The sequence below is a fragment of the Blautia pseudococcoides genome (genome assembly GCF_001689125.2).
GTDB classification, from domain to species: domain Bacteria; phylum Bacillota; class Clostridia; order Lachnospirales; family Lachnospiraceae; genus Blautia; species Blautia pseudococcoides.
In genome coordinates, this window is the sequence record NZ_CP015405.2 from 1,377,901 (window position 1) to 1,396,264 (window position 18,364).

Here is an 18,364-nt window from a genome sequence, read left to right on the forward strand (position 1 = left end):
GAAAGCACGGCGCAGCATCTCAGGATTTTACGCCTCCTTGAGAATAAGGAAGAAGATGCATTGGAGAAAGCGCTGGCAGATCATGTGGAATGGTCTCTGCGGGTGTTTAAATAAGGCTTTCTATGATGGATGCTATATCATAGAAAGCCTTTTATGATTCATATAAAGATCAAGAGAAATTTTTGTCAAAGGCAGGTTCCACATAATCTTTGATAAAAGCGATCCGGTCTTTAACATTCTTCGTAAAAAGAGAAGCAATGGAAACCACCATCTCCCTGTGCGTATTCACATAAATAACATTTCCCCCATCTCCCATAGCAGAAAATCCTTGCTCCGTATCCCCGGATATCCACCATAAATATCCATAAGGAAGACTGCATTTTTCCCATCGGCTGTGTTCTTTTGTGCTCTCCTCTGTCCAGCTTTTGGATACAATTTGTTTTCCGTTCCACACTCCGCCATTTAAGTATAACTGCCCTATTTTTGCCATATCCACAGGTGAAAGCGAAAGTCCCCAGCCCCCTGTATTGTTCCCGGCCGGGTCGGAGGCCCAGCCGCTGATATTTGTGGACGTATTGAATGCCATCTGCTCCTCTTTACTTTGAAACGTTAAACTGCGCGCAACGGCAATTCCCAGGGGAGAAAATAAATTCTCTGACGCGAAATCAAATACAGACCGGCCGGTGGAATTGGAAAGGATGCCGGATAAGATATCGGGTCCGATAAGGGGAGTATAACAAAAGTCCCCAATCTGCCCCCGGCCTCCCAATAGATTGAGCGTGAATTTGACAAAATTGTCACTGGTAAAATATTTTATATAAGGCGCGAACTTATATTTGTAAGGTGCTGTCATGGTCAGCAGATGTTCCAGTGTAATATTTTGTATGGTTTTTTCTCCTTTTTTCACGGTGTAGTCCGGGAAGAAATCCAGCACTTTTTGACTGACACTTTTGATATATCCCTGGTCCATGGCAATTCCGACCAATACCGAAAGGATACTTTTTGTAACGGAGTACACATGTATACGGCAGTCAGCAGTGCATCCGTTAAAATACTTCTCATATAAGGTTTCTCCGTTTTTTAGGACAACCATGCCCCCGATATTGCTGTGATCTTTGTTTATGACTTTTTCCAGTTCTGTTATCTTTTCCTGATTCATTTGGTGTTCTCCTTAATGGTTTGTTTTCCTGCCCCGGACTTATAATGTCTTCTTTTTGACAAGATAATATATTTCGGTGATCAGCTCATTTTCTGATGCAGCCCGGGAGGGATCTGTGATATACACTTCATACAGAAGGCTGCTTCCTTCATACCCCTCTCTTTCTGCCCATTCCCGCTGTTTCGCATATACGGAGGGCAGTTCTGTGTAGGAGCCGTGCAGGACTGTCTTTATACACAGACCGGGGCAGAAATTCCTGGTTCCCGTGGCGTATTCCTTCACCGGGACAGCAAATTCCGTATCCAGACCAAAGGGGCTGAATTCGTCACTGTGGAAAAGGACCATGGGTGGAGCTGCAGGCGTCAGTCTTTTATCCTTTATTTTTTTAAATAATTGTCCGTAGCATTTTCCATATTCTTCGGGAAATTCATACTCGTGTACCATTTTGCGAATAGATATAAGGTACATTTCAGGTACTTCCGTAAGCCGGATATTAATGTTTTCCATATAAGACATAATGGAGTTTCCCTGTTTTAAGTTGGAGATATCCTGATTTAGCTGCTCCAGTGTCTTTTGGTATTCCCGCACCTGTTTTTCAATTTCCTTTTCTTTTTTCATAAGTGCCAGACAAAGTGCCTCGTCCTGTAATTCTTCCGTGTTTCGTATGGTTTTGATTTCCTCCAAAGAAAAATTATAGGATTTCAGACGATTGATAAACAGCATGGTTTCCAGCTGATCTATGGAATAATAGCGATATCCATTTTCCGGATCGATCTCCTCAGGTTGGATCAGCCCGATTTCCGCATAATAGCGGAGCGTCTTAGCAGATACCTTGCATATATTTGAAAATTCGCCGATGGTTAACAATAGCAGCCCTCCCTTTCGTGTTTCTTGCCTTATCTTACACCTTGCCCTAAGGGAAAGGTCAATACACCATTTTCAGGAAAAGATGAAGGGATCAATGTTCCAAAGATTTTCGGAGGTATCTGGCTGTAATGGTGTCCGCGCTGTCCGCCATTTCCTGAGGGGTACCGGTAAAGACTATCCGGCCTCCGGAAGTTCCGCCGTCAGGTCCCACGTCTATGATATAATCGGCCTGTTTCATAACATCCAGATTATGTTCGATCACAATGACCGTGCTGCCGCGCTTCACAAATCCGTCCAAAAGTCTCATGATATTTTTTACATCTGAGGCGTGCAGTCCTGTTGTGGGTTCGTCCAGAAGGTAGATATTCCCTTTTTTGTCCAGGTGTTTTGCCAGTTTCACCCTCTGACGCTCACCTCCGGAGAGCGTGGAGAGAGGCTGTCCGAGAGTCAGGTAGGAAAGTCCCACCTCAATCATGGCCTGGAGTTGTCTGCGGATTTTTTTGTTTTCCTGGAAGAACTCCGCAGCTTCCTCAGCAGTCATGTTCAGGATATCTAAAATATTTTTACCTTTAAACCGGTAAGACAATGCTTCCCCGCTGTACCGGCTGCCCTCACAGACTTCGCACACTGTAGTGACAGGGTCCATAAAGACCAGTTCTGTTACAACGATACCCTTTCCTTTGCAGGCGGGGCAGGCGCCTTTGCTGTTAAATGAAAAGAGGGAGGCATCTACTCCGTTTTCTGCTGCCAGCAGTTTGCGGATATCGTCAAAGAACCCCAAAAACGTTGCCGGTGTGGAACGGCCGGTGGCTGTGATAGGAGACTGGTCCACCAGGACCACTCGGTCCGCATACTGCTGTGCGAACACATCGCGGATCAGGCTGGACTTGCCGGAGCCGGCCACACCGGTGACAACAGTCAGCACATTGGTTGGGATATCAACAGAGACTTGTTTCAGATTGTGAATATCTGCGTTTCTTACCGGCAGGAACTGGCTGGCTTTTCTGGGGTTTGGTTTGATGGGGATATATTCCAGCATGGCGTTCCCCGTCAGTGTTTTGGAGTGGAGCAGCCCTTCATAACTGCCCTGATACAAAATCTGTCCGCCGTTTCTGCCTGCCAGTGGGCCTACATCAATCACCTCATCCGCAACGGAGATAACATCCTTGTCATGCTCCACCACAAGGACGGTGTTCCCTCTATTTCGCAGGCTCTGCAGCAGTTTAGTCATACGGTGGACATCCCGTGGATGCATTCCGGTACTCGGTTCATCAAAAATGTAAGTCATGCCTGTGAGGGAGCTGCCCATATAGCGGACCAGTTTCAGACGCTGTGCTTCCCCTCCTGACAGGGTAGTGGATTCCCGGTTCATGCTGAGATAGGGAAGTCCGATATCAATCATGCGGGTCAGGGAAGACGTCAGGGTGTTGACAATAGCCTGCCCTCTGGGATCGGTGATCGCCTGCAGGATAGTGCAGAGTTTTGTGAATTCCATATCACACATTTCGTCAATGCGGTATCCGTTCACCCGACAGGAGAGCGCGGCTTTATTCAGCCGCTTTCCACGGCAGACAGGGCATTCCCGCTCTTTTACCAGTTTCTTCAGACGGAGAAGGGAGCGGTCACTGGAGTTTGACAGATCCCGTTTGATAAGCAGCCGGTTCAGGTGGTTGTAAATCCCTTCTATCTTTTTATTTACTTGTTCCTGGCCTCGCTCATATGCGCCATATAGCAGAAGATTTCTCTCTTTTTCAGAGTAGTCCTTCCATTTTTTATCCAGATCAAACAGCCCGCTCTGGGTATATTGTTTCCAATACCAATTCCCTGCATGGAATGCTGGAAGTTCTACCATACTTTCATTCCAGCTTTTATCCGGAGCCAGGACCTGATCCATATCCAAATCCAGGATCTTGCCGATACCGGAGCATTCCGGACACATTCCGTTGGGATTATTAAAGGAGAAGTAGGACGCTGTCCCCACGTAAGGTTCTCCGATCCGGGAAAAGAGCAGACGCAGGGCGGAATACATATCACTGATGGTCCCAACTGTGGACCGGGCGTTTCCCCCCAGTCTTGACTGGTCTATAATGACAGATGCGGTGAGATTGTCTATAAAATCCACCCTCGGTTTTTTGTATTTGGGCAGTCTGCCGCGGATAAATGCCGTGTAGGTCTCATTCATCTGCCTCTGGCTTTCGGCTGCTATGGTATCAAATACAATACTGGACTTGCCGGAACCGGAAACACCTGTAAAGACAACGATTTTTTCTTTGGGTATTTCTAAAGATACATTTTTTAAGTTATTCTGCTTCAACCCCTGGATGATGATTTTTTCTTTATGAGACATGCTGTTCCTCACTTTCTTTTTTGAAGTACCGTAACTGTTCAGTACCCTCACAGTTACGAAATATCATCCATTATAACAGTATATAAAATAAATGTCCTGACTTTTTTTGCTCTTTTATGCCAAGAGCGGTGCAGTCAGATAAGGGCGCCATCCTGCACGGTGATCATGCGGCTGCTGCATTTGGCAGCCTCCGGTGAATGGGTCACCATGATGATCGTCTGTCCGCTCCTGCGGTTGATCTCACAGAGCAGGTTCATGATCTCTGTCCCTGTTTTGCTGTCCAGATTTCCCGTTGGTCTGCAAAAAGGATTTCAGGACTGCCGATCAGTGCGCGGGCGATGGCCACCCGCTGCTGCTGGCCGCCGGAGAGTTCCCTGGGTGTATGTCTGCGCCGGTCTGACAGTCCGGTGACCTCCAGAATCCGGCTGATCTGTTCCTGGTGATCTTTTGTTTTTTTGCCGTCCAGTAGCAGCGGCAGCATAATATTCTCTTCCACGTTCAGATTGGGGATGAGATTGTAGAACTGAAAGACAAACCCTATTTTTTGTCTTCGTATACGGCTCATTTTTTCATCGTCAAAACCGGAGATGTCCGTTCCGTTTAGAAAAACATGGCCGCTGGTAGGCGCGTCCAGTCCTCCAAGGATATAAAGAAGCGTGCTTTTTCCAGAGCCGGACGGTCCCATAATGGATACAAATTCCCCTCGGTTTACACGCAGGGACTTTAAGGAGGAAGAACTGGAAATCCCGTCCTGTCTTGCGGGAAATACAGATGTTCTGACAGGAGAACCTGTGCGAAGCGGGGATACACTTTCAAAATATGATGTGAAGATCATTTGTACAAAAGAGTAGAACAGCAGTAAAAAGGAGCTGATGCACCAGATGATGGGGTACAGCTCCTTTTTGAAAAGAACGCTTGTTCTGTACGCCGCTCTATGTTATACTGTAAGGGACCAATGTATAAGAACGGATAAAGACCGGGAACCGGAATTTCTGTAAGTAGAGGTGGTATGAGGTGAAACGTTGTATTGTAATGGCCGGAATAGCTTAGAGACCAAATATTGATTTTAGGAGGATTTTATATGACTATTCCGGAGAAAGAGATTTATCCCCGCACAGGAGATAAACAGACTATTTATTTAAAAAGTGTGATCACAGACCCTGGCATAACCGTGGGCGAATATACAATGTATAACGATTTTGTCCATGACCCGGTGCTGTTTGAAAAGAATAACGTATTATATCATTATCCGATAAACAAGGATAAACTGATCATCGGGAAATTCTGTTCGATTGCCTGTGGCGCGAAATTTCTGTTTAACAGCGCCAATCATACGTTCCGCTCTTTGTCAACTTATCCGTTTCCGCTTTTCTTTGAAGAGTGGGGGCTGGATAAAAAGAATGTGACGGATTCCTGGGACAACAAAGGAGATATTGTGATCGGCAGTGACGTGTGGATCGGTTACGAGGCTGTGATCATGGCAGGTGTCACCATTGGAGACGGGGCAGTTATAGGAGCCCGTGCGGTTGTGACTAAGGATGTTTTGCCCTATACAATTGTGGGAGGGATACCTGCGAAGCCCATAAGAAAGCGCTTTTCAGAGGAAACCATTTCGGCACTGCTTGCACTCAAGTGGTGGGACTGGCCAAAAGAAAAGATCGCGCAGAAGATAGAAGCGATTCAATCCGGCTGTGCAGAACAGCTTCGTGAAAACAATCAGTAATTACAGCAGCAGTAAAAAGGGGGCCTTTCATGGCCCCTGACTGATATGCGTGCGGGATATTGTCTGGTATTTAAATACGAAAAGGATGTGAAGTGATATGAAAATAGATATGGTTACCCGCATTTTGCAATTGGTGTCTCTGGTGCTTATGCTGATCAGCCTGTATTCTAGAGAAGAGATGCCATTGATTCTTGCAGCCATTGTAATGGTCATCTGTGTTGCTCTGAATTTTTATCTGAGTAAAAAACAAAAAATAAAGTCAGCATAGGGAAGTGACAATGGAGAAAGAGATAAAGAATGCCTTGCTTGAAAACCTGGACAAATTACATACAACAGAAATGGGTGTTGTACGGATCAAAAGGAATCTTTCACTGGACACGGATCTGGTGGTGGAATGGTGCAAAACAAAAATACAATCACCACGTGCCAGTGTCACAAGAAAAGGAAAAAATTGGTATGTGAGTATAGATGGCTGTGTGATAACTGTAAATGCCAATAGCTGGACGATCATAACAGCACACAGGGAAAAGCGCGGAGGGCACAATTAATACATGAGAGACTTCCGTTTTTCTGCCCGGATGTCATAAAAGAACTGGAAGTATAGATTTCAAAGAGAAAACCATTTCCCAGTTTGGCTGCAACAATGGACGCGAACTTCTGTCTTTGATGCAGTTGGGTCTGCTCTTTTTGCCCTCCTTCATTTCAATATGGTGCAAATTTTCTCAGCGTTTATATGTGCCATTTTCTTAGGGAGTCAAAAGTCCATCGTTCTGTGTCAGCATATCCGGTGGGGAAGGACAGGAATAATAAAAATACCCTCCACTATAACACCAGACTTTTTATTGGTGGTAATGTAATTTTGTAAGGAGGTATTCATAAATGAAAACATATAAAACTTTAGAAATTGCACAACTCATTGGCATTCATCCCAACACGGTTCGTATGTATGAAGATTTGGAGTTGATTCCAAAACCAGAGAGACAGCCAAATGGTTACAGGGTTTTTACAGATGTTCATGTAGAACAATTCCGGCTTGCACGCCTTGCGTTTCAGATTGAGGTGCTGCAAAACGGACTGCGGAAAAAAATTGTGCGTATGGTAAAAACATCCGCAGCAGGTGACTATGATACGGCTTTGAAGCTCACACAGGAATATCTGATGCAGGTCCGGGAGGAAATAGCCAATGCGGAGGAGGCCATTGTGATCGCAAAACAGATTTTAGACGGCCGGACGGAAGAAAACATCCACGCAATGAAAAGGAAAGAAGTATCCGAATACCTGAAAATTTCTATGGATACTTTGAGAAATTGGGAAATGAATGGCCTGCTGACTGTCCGGCGCAAGCGCAATGGGTATCGTGTTTATTCCGATGAAGATATAAAACGGCTAAAGATCATCCGTTCCCTGAGATGTGCCAATTATTCATTGGAGGCCATTTTGACAATGCTTGTTCAGTTATCCCAAGATCCTGAGATGGATATAAAAAAAGCACTGGACACACCAAGAGAAGATACAGAAATCATTGCCGTATGTGATAAACTGGTGACGTCCCTCATGGCTGCAATGGACAATGCGGAGAAAATGATTCTTAAACTAAAAGATATGAAAAGCAGATTTTCTTAACCCCTCTATTTTACCACCAATGTTATTTGCGCTAATAAGCATTAGGCGCAGTACGCTTCGTTGGACTAAGGCGTACTGCGCCTTAATTTTAGATATCCCAGAAATCTTTTTTTAAATGCATGTTGTCGTTTGTTCGTAGCGTTCACCTAATTGCCTCACCATATGAAAGGTCTTTTTGAACACCTTCCCCTTTGCGAACGGTACCTGAATAATGATAATTGAGTTTCAACCCTACACTTTAACACCAATGTTTTTTTTCGTGATATCCTTGACCTTGATAAAACAAATAGGAGGAAAATTATATGCAGGAAGTGATCAAAGTCAGGCAGCTTACAAAATCTTACGGTGAACTGACCGCAGTCGACAACATAAATTTATCGGCTGCCAGGGGGATGGTTTTTGGCCTGCTCGGGGCCAATGGCGCGGGAAAATCCACCACAATTGAATGTATTCTGGGTACGAAAAAGGCTGACCAGGGGGTTGTCCGTATTTTAGGGACAGACCCCTTGAAAGACCGGAAAAAACTTTTTGAGAAGGTGGGGGTTCAGTTTCAGGAGAGCAGCTATCAGGAGCAGATCACAGTGGCGGAGCTTTGCCGGGTGACGGCCTCTTTATACAAAAAATCTGCGGATCCCTTTGAACTGCTTGCAAGGTTCGGGATTGCGGATAAAAGGAAAAGTCTTGTCAAGGATCTATCCGGCGGGCAGAAACAGCGTCTGTTCATTGTTCTGGCACTGATACCCAATCCAGAAGTGGTATTTTTAGATGAACTGACTACCGGACTGGATGCAAAGGCGCGCCGGGAGGTCTGGAAGATCCTTTCAGACCTTAAGGAAAAAGGGTTGACTATTTTTTTGACCTCACATTTCATGGATGAGGTGGAAGCTTTATGTGACTGCATCTGCATTCTGCGGGAGGGGAAAATCGTTTTTTACGGCACGGTTTCTGAGGCTGTAGAAAAAAGCCCATATGAGAAATTTGAGGATGCTTATCTTTGGTACACAGACGAGGAGGAACAGAACAATGAAAACATTTAAAACCATGTTAAAAACAGAACTGAGTTTGTCGCTGCGGGGAATGGATATGTTCATTTTTGCAATCTGTGTTCCAATTGTGGTATTGGTTATTCTGGGGATCCTATACGGGGATAAACCTGCCTATCCGGGCGCGGAATTTACTTTTCTGGAACAATCTTTTGGAGCCATTGCCACAATCTCTATCTGTGCCGGCGGTGTCATGGGACTGCCGTTGGTTGTCTCCGATTACCGCAGCAGACATATACTGAAGCGTTATAAAGTCACACCTGTGAGTCCCTCCATGATCTTATTTGTGCAGGTAGTCATCTATACCCTATATGCGGTGATCTCCTTTTTATTACTGTATCTTACGGCGGCAGTTTTCTTCGGATATGAATTTCGCGGGTCCGTGTTACAGTTTCTGGGAGGCTATCTTTTAGTGCTGGTATCCATGTTCAGCATTGGCATGATGGTGGGAGGTATTGCGCCTAATACGAAAATAGCAGGTGTGATCGCAAGTATATTGTATTTCCCCATGCTGATATTTTCCGGTGCAACGCTTCCCTATGAGGTCATGCCTGATACCATGCAGAAGGCGGCTAATGTGCTGCCTTTGACGCAGGGGATAAAACTACTGAAGGCAGCTTCTCTTGGAGAAAGTGTAGATCATGTACTGATTTCCATTATTCTTATGGCCGTGATTGTCATATTTTGTACCGTGACAGCATTTCGCTTTTTTAAATGGGAATAAACACTGAAAATTCATGCGTGAGCGTAACGGGGCGGTTTTCATCCGCTCCGTTTTTTCGGATTCTTTTATGGAATGGAAATGTGTTCTGTTGACAAAAGCTGACTATGCTATATAATAAAAAATACATGATCTGAATGTAAGGGAAGAAACGATTTTATCCTTTTCGGAGATGACGGCGCTTGTGAATATACGGTTGTTTTAACCATTCCGGATAACTCAAAATAAGTTAGTAACAGAGGTGGTTCACTGGTGCCGTACAAATAGAAAGATTTAATTTTGCAACAAGGAACAGAAGCGGCTGAACATATACAAGGATCTGCAGAGAGAGCGGATGAAAGACGAGAGGAGACTACGCTTATGATATATACAACAGATTATGCCTCACCGGTTGGAAGGATTTTGATCGCTGCGAAACACGAAGCATTGATCGGTCTCTGGATAGAAAATCAAAAATATTTTTTCAGTTCCATCAAAGAGGAAACAAAGACATGTCATGAACTGGCAGTGCTTGTTCAGGCAAAAACCTGGCTGGACCGCTATTTTGGCGGAGAAAAGCCGCAAACCAAGGAATTACCCCTTGCGCCTGAAGGCAGTGAATTTCGGAAGAGGATATGGGAAATCCTCATGGAGATTCCATATGGCGAGGTCACTACCTATGGTGAGATAGCTGAAAAAGTGGCCACAAGGCAGGGCCTTGACAGAATGTCAGCGCAGGCAGTGGGCGGGGCGGTAGGACATAATCCCATTTCCATCATCATCCCCTGTCATCGTGTGGTCGGTTCCAATGGCAGTCTGACTGGGTATGCTGGCGGCATTGATAAAAAGATAGCACTGCTCACACATGAAGGTATATCCATGGATGAATTCTTTGTGCCACAAAAGGGGACTGCCCTGTAAAATGCCCAAAATAGAAGAGGAGATAAGGGAGGCATAAACATGAGACCTTCATTCTCATAAACAATACAGACCGACATCACGACCGTTTCTCACTGGAAGTTCCTATTCTGAGTATGCCCCGTGCAGCCAGCTTGCCCCCTATATTGCCTGTTTTTGGGAGACGGGCGGGGAAAGCGGTATAGGAGAAGCCATGAGCCGGGAGGTGCTGGTAATTCCGGATACCTGTGCGGATATTATCATAGAGATCGATCATACAGCCTGTACCATCACAAGCCGTCTCTGTGGCCTTGCAGATTCCCCGAAACGCATTGAACAGAAGCCAGTGCGTGAGAACGTGACGACCTTTGCGGTTCGTTTTTTTTTGGGCAGTGCGCTTGTTTTTAGATGTGGAGATGAGGGAGCTTTACAATCAAACATTTGATTTCGCATCAGTAGACCGGATGACATTTGGGGAATACGAGGCACTTTTTTACATGGCAGATACCAGTGAACGGATTGCCTGGATGGAAAGCCATCTTATAAAAAACTGCTGCGAACAACAGCTAAGAGCCGTTACAATTCCAATCTCTATCATTCCATTGAAAGAATCTTGTATGGAATGGGCAATATTTCTGTAAAAGAGATTTGCGAGTACAGTTGTGTGAGCCAGAGGCAGATGGAACGTCTTTTTCTGCAGAATATCGGCATGTCCATTAAGCGGACCGCGGGCCTCATACGATATCAGAATGTATGGCGAGATGTGGTAAAGCAGGAGCGGTTTGATGTACAGGATGCGGTATACCGCTACGGATTTTCAGATCAATCCCATTTGTTAAATCAGTTTAAACGATTTCACGGGGTTACACCGGAACAGGCAAAAAAGATTGCTCTCATAAACCGTTAGAATGTCGCGATTTTTCAAGACACGTCTCATCTTCTGCGATAAAATGGTACGAGCCGGACAGAGATTGTACGAAATAGAATTAGGAGGATATAGAAGATGAAGCATACCTGTGTTGTTATATCTGTGGCGGACATGAAACGTGCAAGGAAATTTTACGAAGGTTTATTTGGTTTAGAGGTTTATCAGGACTATGGAATCAATATATCATATACCTGTGGGATTGCGTTGCAGCAGAATTTTAGCTGGCTTGTTGATCTTCCGGAGGATAAAGTCCTGAAAAAATCCAATAATATGGAAATATGTTTTGAGGAAAAGGATTTTGACGGGTTTTTAAGTAAACGGAGGCCGGGGAGGATATGAAAATGGTGATCCGGCGTTTTCTTGATTCCGGTATGACCATGGAGGAGGTGTCTGTAAAAATGGACGCTTCTGTAGAAGACTTGACGAAACTTTTGGAGGATTGAGTATGTATGAAAGAATGCTGAATAAACAGGAAGAGCCAACCATAACCCAAATGACTGCGTTCTGCGGTGAAAACGCAGAACGGTTTACTTTACTGAATGAGTGGCTATCCCAAACATATGGTTCTGCACAGAAGATCACGTTTCCCTATGGCAATCACTATGGCTGGGGAATCGCCCATAGAAAAAAGCAGAAACTGCTGTGTAATATTTTTGCAGAAGATAACGCATTCACCGTGATGATGAGATTATCTGATAAACAGTTTGAATCCGTATATAGCCAGGTGCGGAAATATACACAGGACTTTATTGATAACAGATATTCCTGCGGGGATGGCGGCTGGATCCAATACCGTGTAACATGCAGGGAACAATTTGAGGATATTCAAAAATTATTATGTGTCAAATGTTCATGACCACAAATAGGAAATCCCGGAAAGGAATGGGTGTATGAGGAAAATAATCATAATTGAAGGCAAAAATTTTGTTACTATAACAGTCCCTTATCCCTTAAAAAATCTTCCCGGTTATCCTCAAGCATCATATCAATTCCTACACTCTGCATGATTGAGACGGCTTCATAAATTTTTTTTCCCCGTTCTGTAAGGAAATAGTCTGTTTTTAAAGGATAACCATAAGAGGATGTTTTTTTGATCACACCACAGGTTAAAAGTTCATGGAGATGCTGCAGCAGCATTTTCTGACTGATTCCCCGGATGGATTTTTTTAGTGCGGAGGGGGAACAAGCACCCTTTTTAAGCTGCCATAAAATAAGAGGTTTCCACTTTCCTCGGATCATGTCATGGGTCAATTCCAGCGGACAAGTATAATCACTGCGCATTTTCATTTTGGATACTTCCTTTCGCAATAGTAATGATTCCGTTTGAAGCTGGGAATAACGAGTTATCTTCACTGCAGGGACCCGGAATACTATTTTACTTAAAAGAACCTGTTTAATTACTTCATACTATCACAGAGCTATGAATAAATCTATAGGGGCGGGAAGGCATACGGCTGATTTATATAATCATGGTGTCATATTATACAAGAAAAAAATAATTGGGAATGCTACAATGATTTGAGATAAAGGGTTCTCTTTGATAAATTCTAAAGATGTCGTTTTTTATCAAGATACTAAAATTTTTCTGTGATAAAATGATTGTTCTCGAAATCCAATGCTCATAAGGAGTTCAATTAATACCAACGGAGGTTATGTATGGAAATCAATTTCAAAAAATTAGAACGTGTATTGAGTACAGCAGAAGTCATCTATTTATCAACAAGTAAAAATGACAGGGTCTCGTCAAGACCCGTAAGTCCTTTAAATATAGGGCTGCGCTTATATGTAAGAACATCAGCGGCAAGCAGAAAAGCGAAAGATATGTTAAGTAATCCCAACATTGCAGTCTGCGTGGGGAATTTTTATTTTACGGGAAAAGCAAAACTGCTGGGGTCTGTCTTTGATGACAGAAATACGGAAATAAAATCAGCTTATATATTGCGATATCCGGATTCTTTTAGTGACGAAGATGAATTTATAAAATCAGACGAAGTATTTTTTGAACTATTGATCGAGAATGCGTCTGAATGGATTTATGAAGATGGTGTTCCGATCGGTTTAGCAGAACAGCGATCATAAAACACATATTGGGTGACAAAATTTTGGAGATATGACATGCAGCAGGTGAGTTCCATCGCTGCCTGTACTCTGCATTATATCCAACGACAAGAAGAATTTAAAAACATCCCGGGATGGGTAAGATTCACCGGGACTATTTTGTAATAAATGATCAAATGGAGTTATCATGCGGACATTATGCGCATAGAGAAGCACTGGAGATCCGATCATGGAGTTTTTTGATACCCTAAGAACAGGAAAACAGAGAAAACTTTGGAACATTCGTGAAAAAAACCTACAAAAAACACGTTTGGAATAGCAAATAGAACCAATATGTGGTACAATAGATATTAATTACAGACATGCCTTATTTGCCTCTTGTAATTTTTTCATTGAAGTGCAGAGAGTGAAAAAATTAACAAAAGTAGATAAGTTTTTTGTCTGTAAATCAATTTTATAAGGAAGGTGAACAATTGGAGAATTATACCAAGTATAAGCTGAAGGGGAATGAAGAACTGGCTTCATTACTGGCCCACAAGGATAAGCTGTTCGTCATTGCCTGCAACAAGTGCTTCAAGGAATTTGAGACCATTGACGAACCAGATTGCGGTGAATTTGAAAAAATTGCTGCCGAACATGGAAAAACAGTCACTGGCAGCGCAAAGGTTGATTTTTTGTGCAACAAAACCCAGACTGGGAACAAATTACAGGATATGATTCCTGAAGGCACGGAGCATGTTTTTGTGATATCCTGCGGTCTGGGTATTCAGACAGTTGCAGATATGGCAGAGGTACCTGTATATGCGGCCAGCAATTCATTGAATTATACAGGACATCACGGCATGGCACTGACCCAAAAGCGCTGTGATGCGTGTGCCCAGTGTTACCTGAATGTCACCGGCGGGGTCTGTCCAATCGTTGACTGCTCAAAGAGTCTGGTAAACGGACAGTGCGGCGGCGCAAAGAATGGAAAATGCGAAGTGGATCCCAACAAAGACTGCGCCTGGGAAAAAATCAATAAAAAGCTGGAAAAGCAGGGCCGTCTTGAAGAGTTTTTGAATCAGCCGGTTCAGGTACGCGATTATTCAAAAATTAATTTTAAAATTATTAATGACTATGTGAAATCCATCCGTGAGGAAAGGTTCGCAGGCTACTATGGTGGCGTTCATCCGTCAGAGCGTAAAGAATTCAGTGAGCATATTACGCTTAAAAGGTTCCCGGAGCCGAAGACGGTTGTCATTTCCATGTCACAGCATTTAGGCGCTCCGGCAAATCCCATTGTAGAAGTGGGCGATACTGTAAAAGTGGGACAGAAGATTGGGGAAGCGGCAGGTTTTATCAGTGCTCCTGTTCACTCCAGTGTCAGCGGAACCGTAGTTGCAGTTGAACCGCGCCTGCATGCCACAAGAGGCAGTGAGATGATGGCTGTAGTCATTGAATCAGATGGGAAAAATACTCTGCACGAATCAGTAAAACCGAATAAAAGTTATGAAAGCCTCACATCGGACGAGATCATTGAGATTGTTCGTGAGGCCGGAATTGTAGGTATGGGAGGAGCTGGTTTCCCCACATCTGTTAAATTAAAACCAAACAAGCCAATTGAAGCTATCCTGCTGAACGGCTGTGAATGTGAACCGTTTCTGACGGCAGACCACAGAGTGCTTCTGGAGTTTGCAGATGATATTCTTTATGGTCTTAAAGCAATGATGAAAACAGTAGACGCCGAGAAGGGTATTATCGTCATTGAGGACAATAAGCCGGATGCTGTTGCGCTTATGGAAGAAAAAACTGCTGACTGCGACAACCTCCAGGTTGTAGTGGCTAAGACAAAGTACCCTCAGGGTGCTGAAAAAATGCTGATCAAGCGCGTTATGGGCAGACAGGTGCCACGAGGCGGCCTGCCTGCAGATGTAGGTGTTGTGGTGAGCAACATCAGTACCGTAAAGGCTGTTTCTGATGCAATTCAGAAAGGTATGCCGCTGATTGAACGTGTTGCGTCCGTGACCGGAGTGAAAATTAAAAATCCGGGCAATTATATCGTGAAGATCGGTACCAATGTAAAAGATTTGATCGACTACTGCGGCGGAGTGACAGATGATGATGTTATGATCAAGATGGGTGGACCTATGATGGGATTTGCCCTTCCGGATTTAAATGTGCCGATGATGAAAGGTTCCAATGGAATCATTGCCATAGATACGGACCAGACACAGGAAGTGGCGTGTATCAAATGCGGACGCTGTATGGATGTATGTCCAATGGAACTTTCTCCGCTGTATTTTGCCAAACTTGCAGATGAGCAGGATTGGGTAGGGATGCGTGACAGAAATGTCATGGACTGTGTTGAGTGCAGGTGCTGTGACTACATATGTTCCTCCAAGATTCCAATAGTCAGCAAGATCAAAGCCGGAAAAAATGCCATAAGGGGGATGAAGTGATATGTTGATTACCCAATTAAAATCAAAGGAAACTATCGTATCACTGGTGGACGGAAAAAAAGTCTTTGTCATTAACTGCCAGGGATGCAAAGAAGTTCATTTCCCTGAAAAAGAAGCCGAAGAATTCCAGAAGGAACTGGCTGAGGTTGGAAATGTGACCGGAATCATTACAACGGACTATATTTGTAATCCGGAAAATATGAAGCTGCGCCTTCAGAAACACAGAAGTGCCATTGATGCGGCAGATGTGGTACTGGTATTCTCCTGCGGTGTCGGTGTACAGACCATTGCCGAGTACCTGGAGGATAAAAAAGTATGTGCAGCGTGTGATACATACCCCCTGCCGGGATTTCAGGGTGTAACCCCCTTAGAATATGACTGTGATCAGTGCGGTGAATGCTACCTGAATATCACAGGGGGGATTTGTCCGATCACTGCATGCTCCAAGAGCCTGGTCAACGGGCCTTGCGGCGGTACGAAAAACGGCAAATGCGAAGTGGACAGTGAAATGGAATGTGGCTGGGAGCGTATTTACAGACGGCTGGCACAGCTCGGACGTCTGGAAGAACTGAAATGCCCAGTTAAGATACGCAATTACGCGACTGATGATGAAGTGTCTAAACAAACAGAGAACTGTTAACATTCATGTAACTAGGAAGGTACTGAATAGTTACAAATACATAATGATTAGGAGTAGGGTGAATGAATATTAGCGAATTATTTCAACGTGGTGAATTTGTAGTTTCTGCAGAAGTAGGACCGCCGAAAGGAATCAATATTGACCATCTTGTAGAAGAGGCAAAGACTTATCTGAGCGGCGTTACAGCAGTTAACGTAACAGATAACCAGTCTTCCGTTATGCGTCTTGGCTCTCTGGCCACATGTAAAGTTCTGAAAGATGAAGGGCTGACACCAATCTATCAGTTGACCTGCCGTGACAGAAACCGTATCGCACTGCAGTCTGACCTTTTGAGCGCAGCTATGTTAGGAATCGAAAACCTGCTGCTGTTAACAGGTGACCATACAAAAATGGGAGATCATCCCCAGGCAAAACCTGTTTTCGACCTGGATTCCGTTTCCCTGATCCATACAGTGAAGCAGTTGGAATCAGGCTATGATCTTGGAGGAAACGAACTGGTAGGCGAACCTCCAAAGTTTGCAAAAGGTGCAGTAGTATCACCGTGTAGTGATTCTGTAGATGCACAGCTTGCAAAAATGGAACGAAAAGTTATGGCCGGCGCTGATTATTTCCAGACACAGGCAGTTTTTGAGCCTGAAAAATTCATATCATTTATGGAAAAAGCCAAACAGTTCGGAAAACCGGTTCAGCTCGGTATTATAATTCCGAAATCCGTGGGAATGGCAAGATTCATGAATGCAAATGTTGCCGGGATCCATGTTCCGGAATCCATGATCGACGAATTGAAAGCAGATAAAGAAAAAACAAAAGCAGGTATTACTGGTGTTGAGATTGCTGCGCGCATTATCAAAGAATGTAAGCCATACTGCCAGGGTATCCATATTATGGCATTGGGATGGGAATCCAAAGTACCGGATCTCCTTAAACAGGCTGGACTTTAATGCTGTAAGGGTTATGGATCAATGCCCATTTTAAAATATCTTAATCCCAAATAAAATTATTCCCACCGGAATCAATGCTTTCGCAGTATTGAGATTTCCGGTGGGGATTTTTGTAAAAAAGCAATTGATAGGACATAGAGAAGATGGGTGTGCAGTTTCCGACAGGAGAACCCATGTGTTGCCCACCCGGAGGGGAATCTGCTTGAAATCGGCAGCATGAGTGAGACGCAGGCCTAACAACTTTTAATTTATGTGGGGAAATAAAAGTATGAATATAACGCTTCATACAAGTGAAATAGAAAAATATCTGGCTGTTAGCAGCGTAGTTGACTACAATGATCCATGGATTGTGGATTTATCGGATCGTCTGACTGATAAAGCAGTGCAGTCATATGCGGAAGCTATTGAAAAAATCCAAGCGTCTTAATGAGATAGAGGACAGCAGAGCCTCCTATCGTCCGGAAAGGCTCTGCAAATATAATCCATACTCCATAATCTATAGTTTCATAAATCAAATTCCAGCTGATAGTCATGAGTATCCATTTGATATAGATTTTGATTTATTTCTTTTGTTTCTTCGCAACCGATTGCTAAATAAAAAGCTATGGTTTCTTTCGATGAGCCGGCACAAATATAAAATTTTTCATCCCCTTTATTTTTCGCCATTTTTGCAGCCATGAAAATAATTTTTACCTAAACCTTTATTATGCAATTCATTTGAAATAAAAAGTTGCTCCAAAAGAACATATTTATACTATTCTCCAAAAACAAAAACAGTATTGTTCACACTACAAAAACCTACAAGACGTTCTTTGAAAAATGCCCCCAACACAATTCCACCGGAACGAATTGTATTCTCTAAGTTTACAAGATGATTTTCAAAACCATTTGAAAAATCCATATCATGGTAGTTTAATTCAACAAGCTGTCTGTAACCACAGGCTCGTCCAATATATTGGGAAGCATTTAGTTCTCTTATTCTGTCACATTCATCCAATTC

21 protein-coding genes and 3 pseudogenes are annotated in these 18,364 nt (G+C 43.7%); 17 read left to right on the forward strand and 7 right to left on the reverse strand.

What is annotated here, in order from left to right:
• Positions 1-169 precede the first annotated feature (169 nt).
• The 4 genes and pseudogenes from A4V09_RS06430 to A4V09_RS06445 form a co-directional block, all read right to left on the reverse strand.
• The gene (locus A4V09_RS06430; protein ID WP_065541623.1) at positions 170-1,159 is read right to left on the reverse strand and encodes a serine hydrolase domain-containing protein; all 990 of its coding nucleotides are present in this window, start codon (positions 1,157-1,159) and stop codon (positions 170-172) included.
• Between the two features lie 39 nt (positions 1,160-1,198).
• Complete coding sequence (locus tag A4V09_RS06435) at positions 1,199-2,026, reverse strand: MerR family transcriptional regulator (protein ID WP_065541624.1); 828 nt, start codon at positions 2,024-2,026, stop codon at positions 1,199-1,201.
• A gap of 91 nt (positions 2,027-2,117) precedes the next feature.
• Positions 2,118-4,373, reverse strand: a complete 2,256-nt coding sequence (locus A4V09_RS06440; protein WP_065541625.1) for an ATP-binding cassette domain-containing protein — start codon at positions 4,371-4,373, stop codon at positions 2,118-2,120.
• Positions 4,374-4,507: 134 nt separating this feature from the next.
• A pseudogene (locus A4V09_RS06445) lies at positions 4,508-5,094 on the reverse strand (ABC transporter ATP-binding protein); the annotation flags it as partial.
• Here A4V09_RS06445 and A4V09_RS25200 point away from each other — a divergent pair.
• From A4V09_RS25200 to A4V09_RS06490, 12 genes and pseudogenes are all read left to right on the forward strand, one after another.
• A complete protein-coding gene (locus A4V09_RS25200; RefSeq protein ID WP_242964170.1) occupies positions 5,060-5,224 on the forward strand; it encodes a hypothetical protein in 165 nt (54 codons plus the stop codon). The pseudogene A4V09_RS06445 and the gene A4V09_RS25200 overlap by 35 nt on opposite strands.
• Positions 5,225-5,454: 230 nt before the next feature.
• A complete protein-coding gene (locus A4V09_RS06450) occupies positions 5,455-6,096 on the forward strand; it encodes a CatB-related O-acetyltransferase (protein WP_065541626.1) in 642 nt (213 codons plus the stop codon).
• Positions 6,097-6,193: 97 nt separating this feature from the next.
• The gene (locus A4V09_RS24235; protein ID WP_157123463.1) at positions 6,194-6,364 is read left to right on the forward strand and encodes a hypothetical protein; all 171 of its coding nucleotides are present in this window, start codon (positions 6,194-6,196) and stop codon (positions 6,362-6,364) included.
• Positions 6,365-6,374: 10 nt separating this feature from the next.
• Positions 6,375-6,644, forward strand: coding sequence for a DUF3781 domain-containing protein (locus A4V09_RS06455; RefSeq protein WP_162291103.1), 270 nt, complete (start codon positions 6,375-6,377; stop codon positions 6,642-6,644).
• A gap of 331 nt (positions 6,645-6,975) precedes the next feature.
• Positions 6,976-7,719, forward strand: coding sequence for a MerR family transcriptional regulator (locus A4V09_RS06460; protein ID WP_065541627.1), 744 nt, complete (start codon positions 6,976-6,978; stop codon positions 7,717-7,719).
• A 302-nt stretch (positions 7,720-8,021) separates the two neighbouring features.
• The gene (locus A4V09_RS06465) at positions 8,022-8,756 is read left to right on the forward strand and encodes an ABC transporter ATP-binding protein (RefSeq protein ID WP_065541628.1); all 735 of its coding nucleotides are present in this window, start codon (positions 8,022-8,024) and stop codon (positions 8,754-8,756) included.
• The gene (locus A4V09_RS06470) at positions 8,743-9,486 is read left to right on the forward strand and encodes an ABC transporter permease (protein WP_065541629.1); all 744 of its coding nucleotides are present in this window, start codon (positions 8,743-8,745) and stop codon (positions 9,484-9,486) included. Before A4V09_RS06465 ends, A4V09_RS06470 begins: the two co-directional genes overlap by 14 nt.
• A gap of 357 nt (positions 9,487-9,843) precedes the next feature.
• Positions 9,844-10,383 carry a methylated-DNA--[protein]-cysteine S-methyltransferase gene (locus tag A4V09_RS06475; protein ID WP_065541630.1) on the forward strand — a complete coding sequence of 180 codons (540 nt, stop codon included), beginning with the start codon at positions 9,844-9,846 and terminating at the stop codon, positions 10,381-10,383.
• Positions 10,384-10,504: 121 nt separating this feature from the next.
• Positions 10,505-10,804 (forward strand): annotated as a pseudogene (locus tag A4V09_RS25205) (DUF6597 domain-containing transcriptional factor); the annotation flags it as partial.
• A 177-nt stretch (positions 10,805-10,981) separates the two neighbouring features.
• The gene (locus tag A4V09_RS25210; protein ID WP_162291094.1) at positions 10,982-11,266 is read left to right on the forward strand and encodes a helix-turn-helix domain-containing protein; all 285 of its coding nucleotides are present in this window, start codon (positions 10,982-10,984) and stop codon (positions 11,264-11,266) included.
• Positions 11,267-11,362: 96 nt separating this feature from the next.
• Positions 11,363-11,730 (forward strand): annotated as a pseudogene (locus A4V09_RS06485) (VOC family protein).
• A gap of 2 nt (positions 11,731-11,732) precedes the next feature.
• Complete coding sequence (locus tag A4V09_RS06490; RefSeq protein WP_065541631.1) at positions 11,733-12,143, forward strand: DUF3788 domain-containing protein; 411 nt, start codon at positions 11,733-11,735, stop codon at positions 12,141-12,143.
• 74 nt (positions 12,144-12,217) lie between these two features.
• Here the strand turns inward: A4V09_RS06490 and A4V09_RS06495 are convergent, their stop codons facing one another.
• Positions 12,218-12,574, reverse strand: coding sequence for a winged helix-turn-helix transcriptional regulator (locus A4V09_RS06495; protein ID WP_065541632.1), 357 nt, complete (start codon positions 12,572-12,574; stop codon positions 12,218-12,220).
• A gap of 369 nt (positions 12,575-12,943) precedes the next feature.
• Here A4V09_RS06495 and A4V09_RS06500 point away from each other — a divergent pair, with 369 nt between their 5' ends.
• The 5 genes from A4V09_RS06500 to A4V09_RS24240 all read left to right on the forward strand — a co-directional run bounded on the left by A4V09_RS06500 (position 12,944) and on the right by A4V09_RS24240 (position 17,791).
• The gene (locus tag A4V09_RS06500; protein ID WP_065541633.1) at positions 12,944-13,366 is read left to right on the forward strand and encodes a pyridoxamine 5'-phosphate oxidase family protein; all 423 of its coding nucleotides are present in this window, start codon (positions 12,944-12,946) and stop codon (positions 13,364-13,366) included.
• Between the two features lie 452 nt (positions 13,367-13,818).
• Positions 13,819-15,783: an electron transport complex subunit RsxC gene (rsxC, locus tag A4V09_RS06505; RefSeq protein WP_084043454.1), complete on the forward strand. Its 1,965-nt coding sequence runs from the start codon at positions 13,819-13,821 to the stop codon at positions 15,781-15,783.
• Position 15,784: 1 nt separating this feature from the next.
• Positions 15,785-16,423: a methylenetetrahydrofolate reductase C-terminal domain-containing protein gene (locus A4V09_RS06510; RefSeq protein ID WP_065541634.1), complete on the forward strand. Its 639-nt coding sequence runs from the start codon at positions 15,785-15,787 to the stop codon at positions 16,421-16,423.
• 62 nt (positions 16,424-16,485) lie between these two features.
• Complete coding sequence (locus A4V09_RS06515) at positions 16,486-17,364, forward strand: methylenetetrahydrofolate reductase (protein WP_065541635.1); 879 nt, start codon at positions 16,486-16,488, stop codon at positions 17,362-17,364.
• 268 nt (positions 17,365-17,632) lie between these two features.
• Positions 17,633-17,791 (forward strand): hypothetical protein, encoded by a 159-nt coding sequence (locus tag A4V09_RS24240; protein WP_157123464.1) that lies wholly within the window; start codon positions 17,633-17,635, stop codon positions 17,789-17,791.
• Between the two features lie 77 nt (positions 17,792-17,868).
• On the opposite strand, the gene A4V09_RS25215 is transcribed toward A4V09_RS24240, so the two are convergent.
• Positions 17,869-18,042 (reverse strand): hypothetical protein, encoded by a 174-nt coding sequence (locus A4V09_RS25215; protein WP_242963985.1) that lies wholly within the window; start codon positions 18,040-18,042, stop codon positions 17,869-17,871.
• Positions 18,043-18,118: 76 nt separating this feature from the next.
• Entirely contained in the window at positions 18,119-18,361 is a 243-nt protein-coding gene (locus A4V09_RS25220) for a hypothetical protein (RefSeq protein ID WP_242963987.1), read from the reverse strand.
• Between the last annotated feature and the right edge of the window lie 3 nt (positions 18,362-18,364).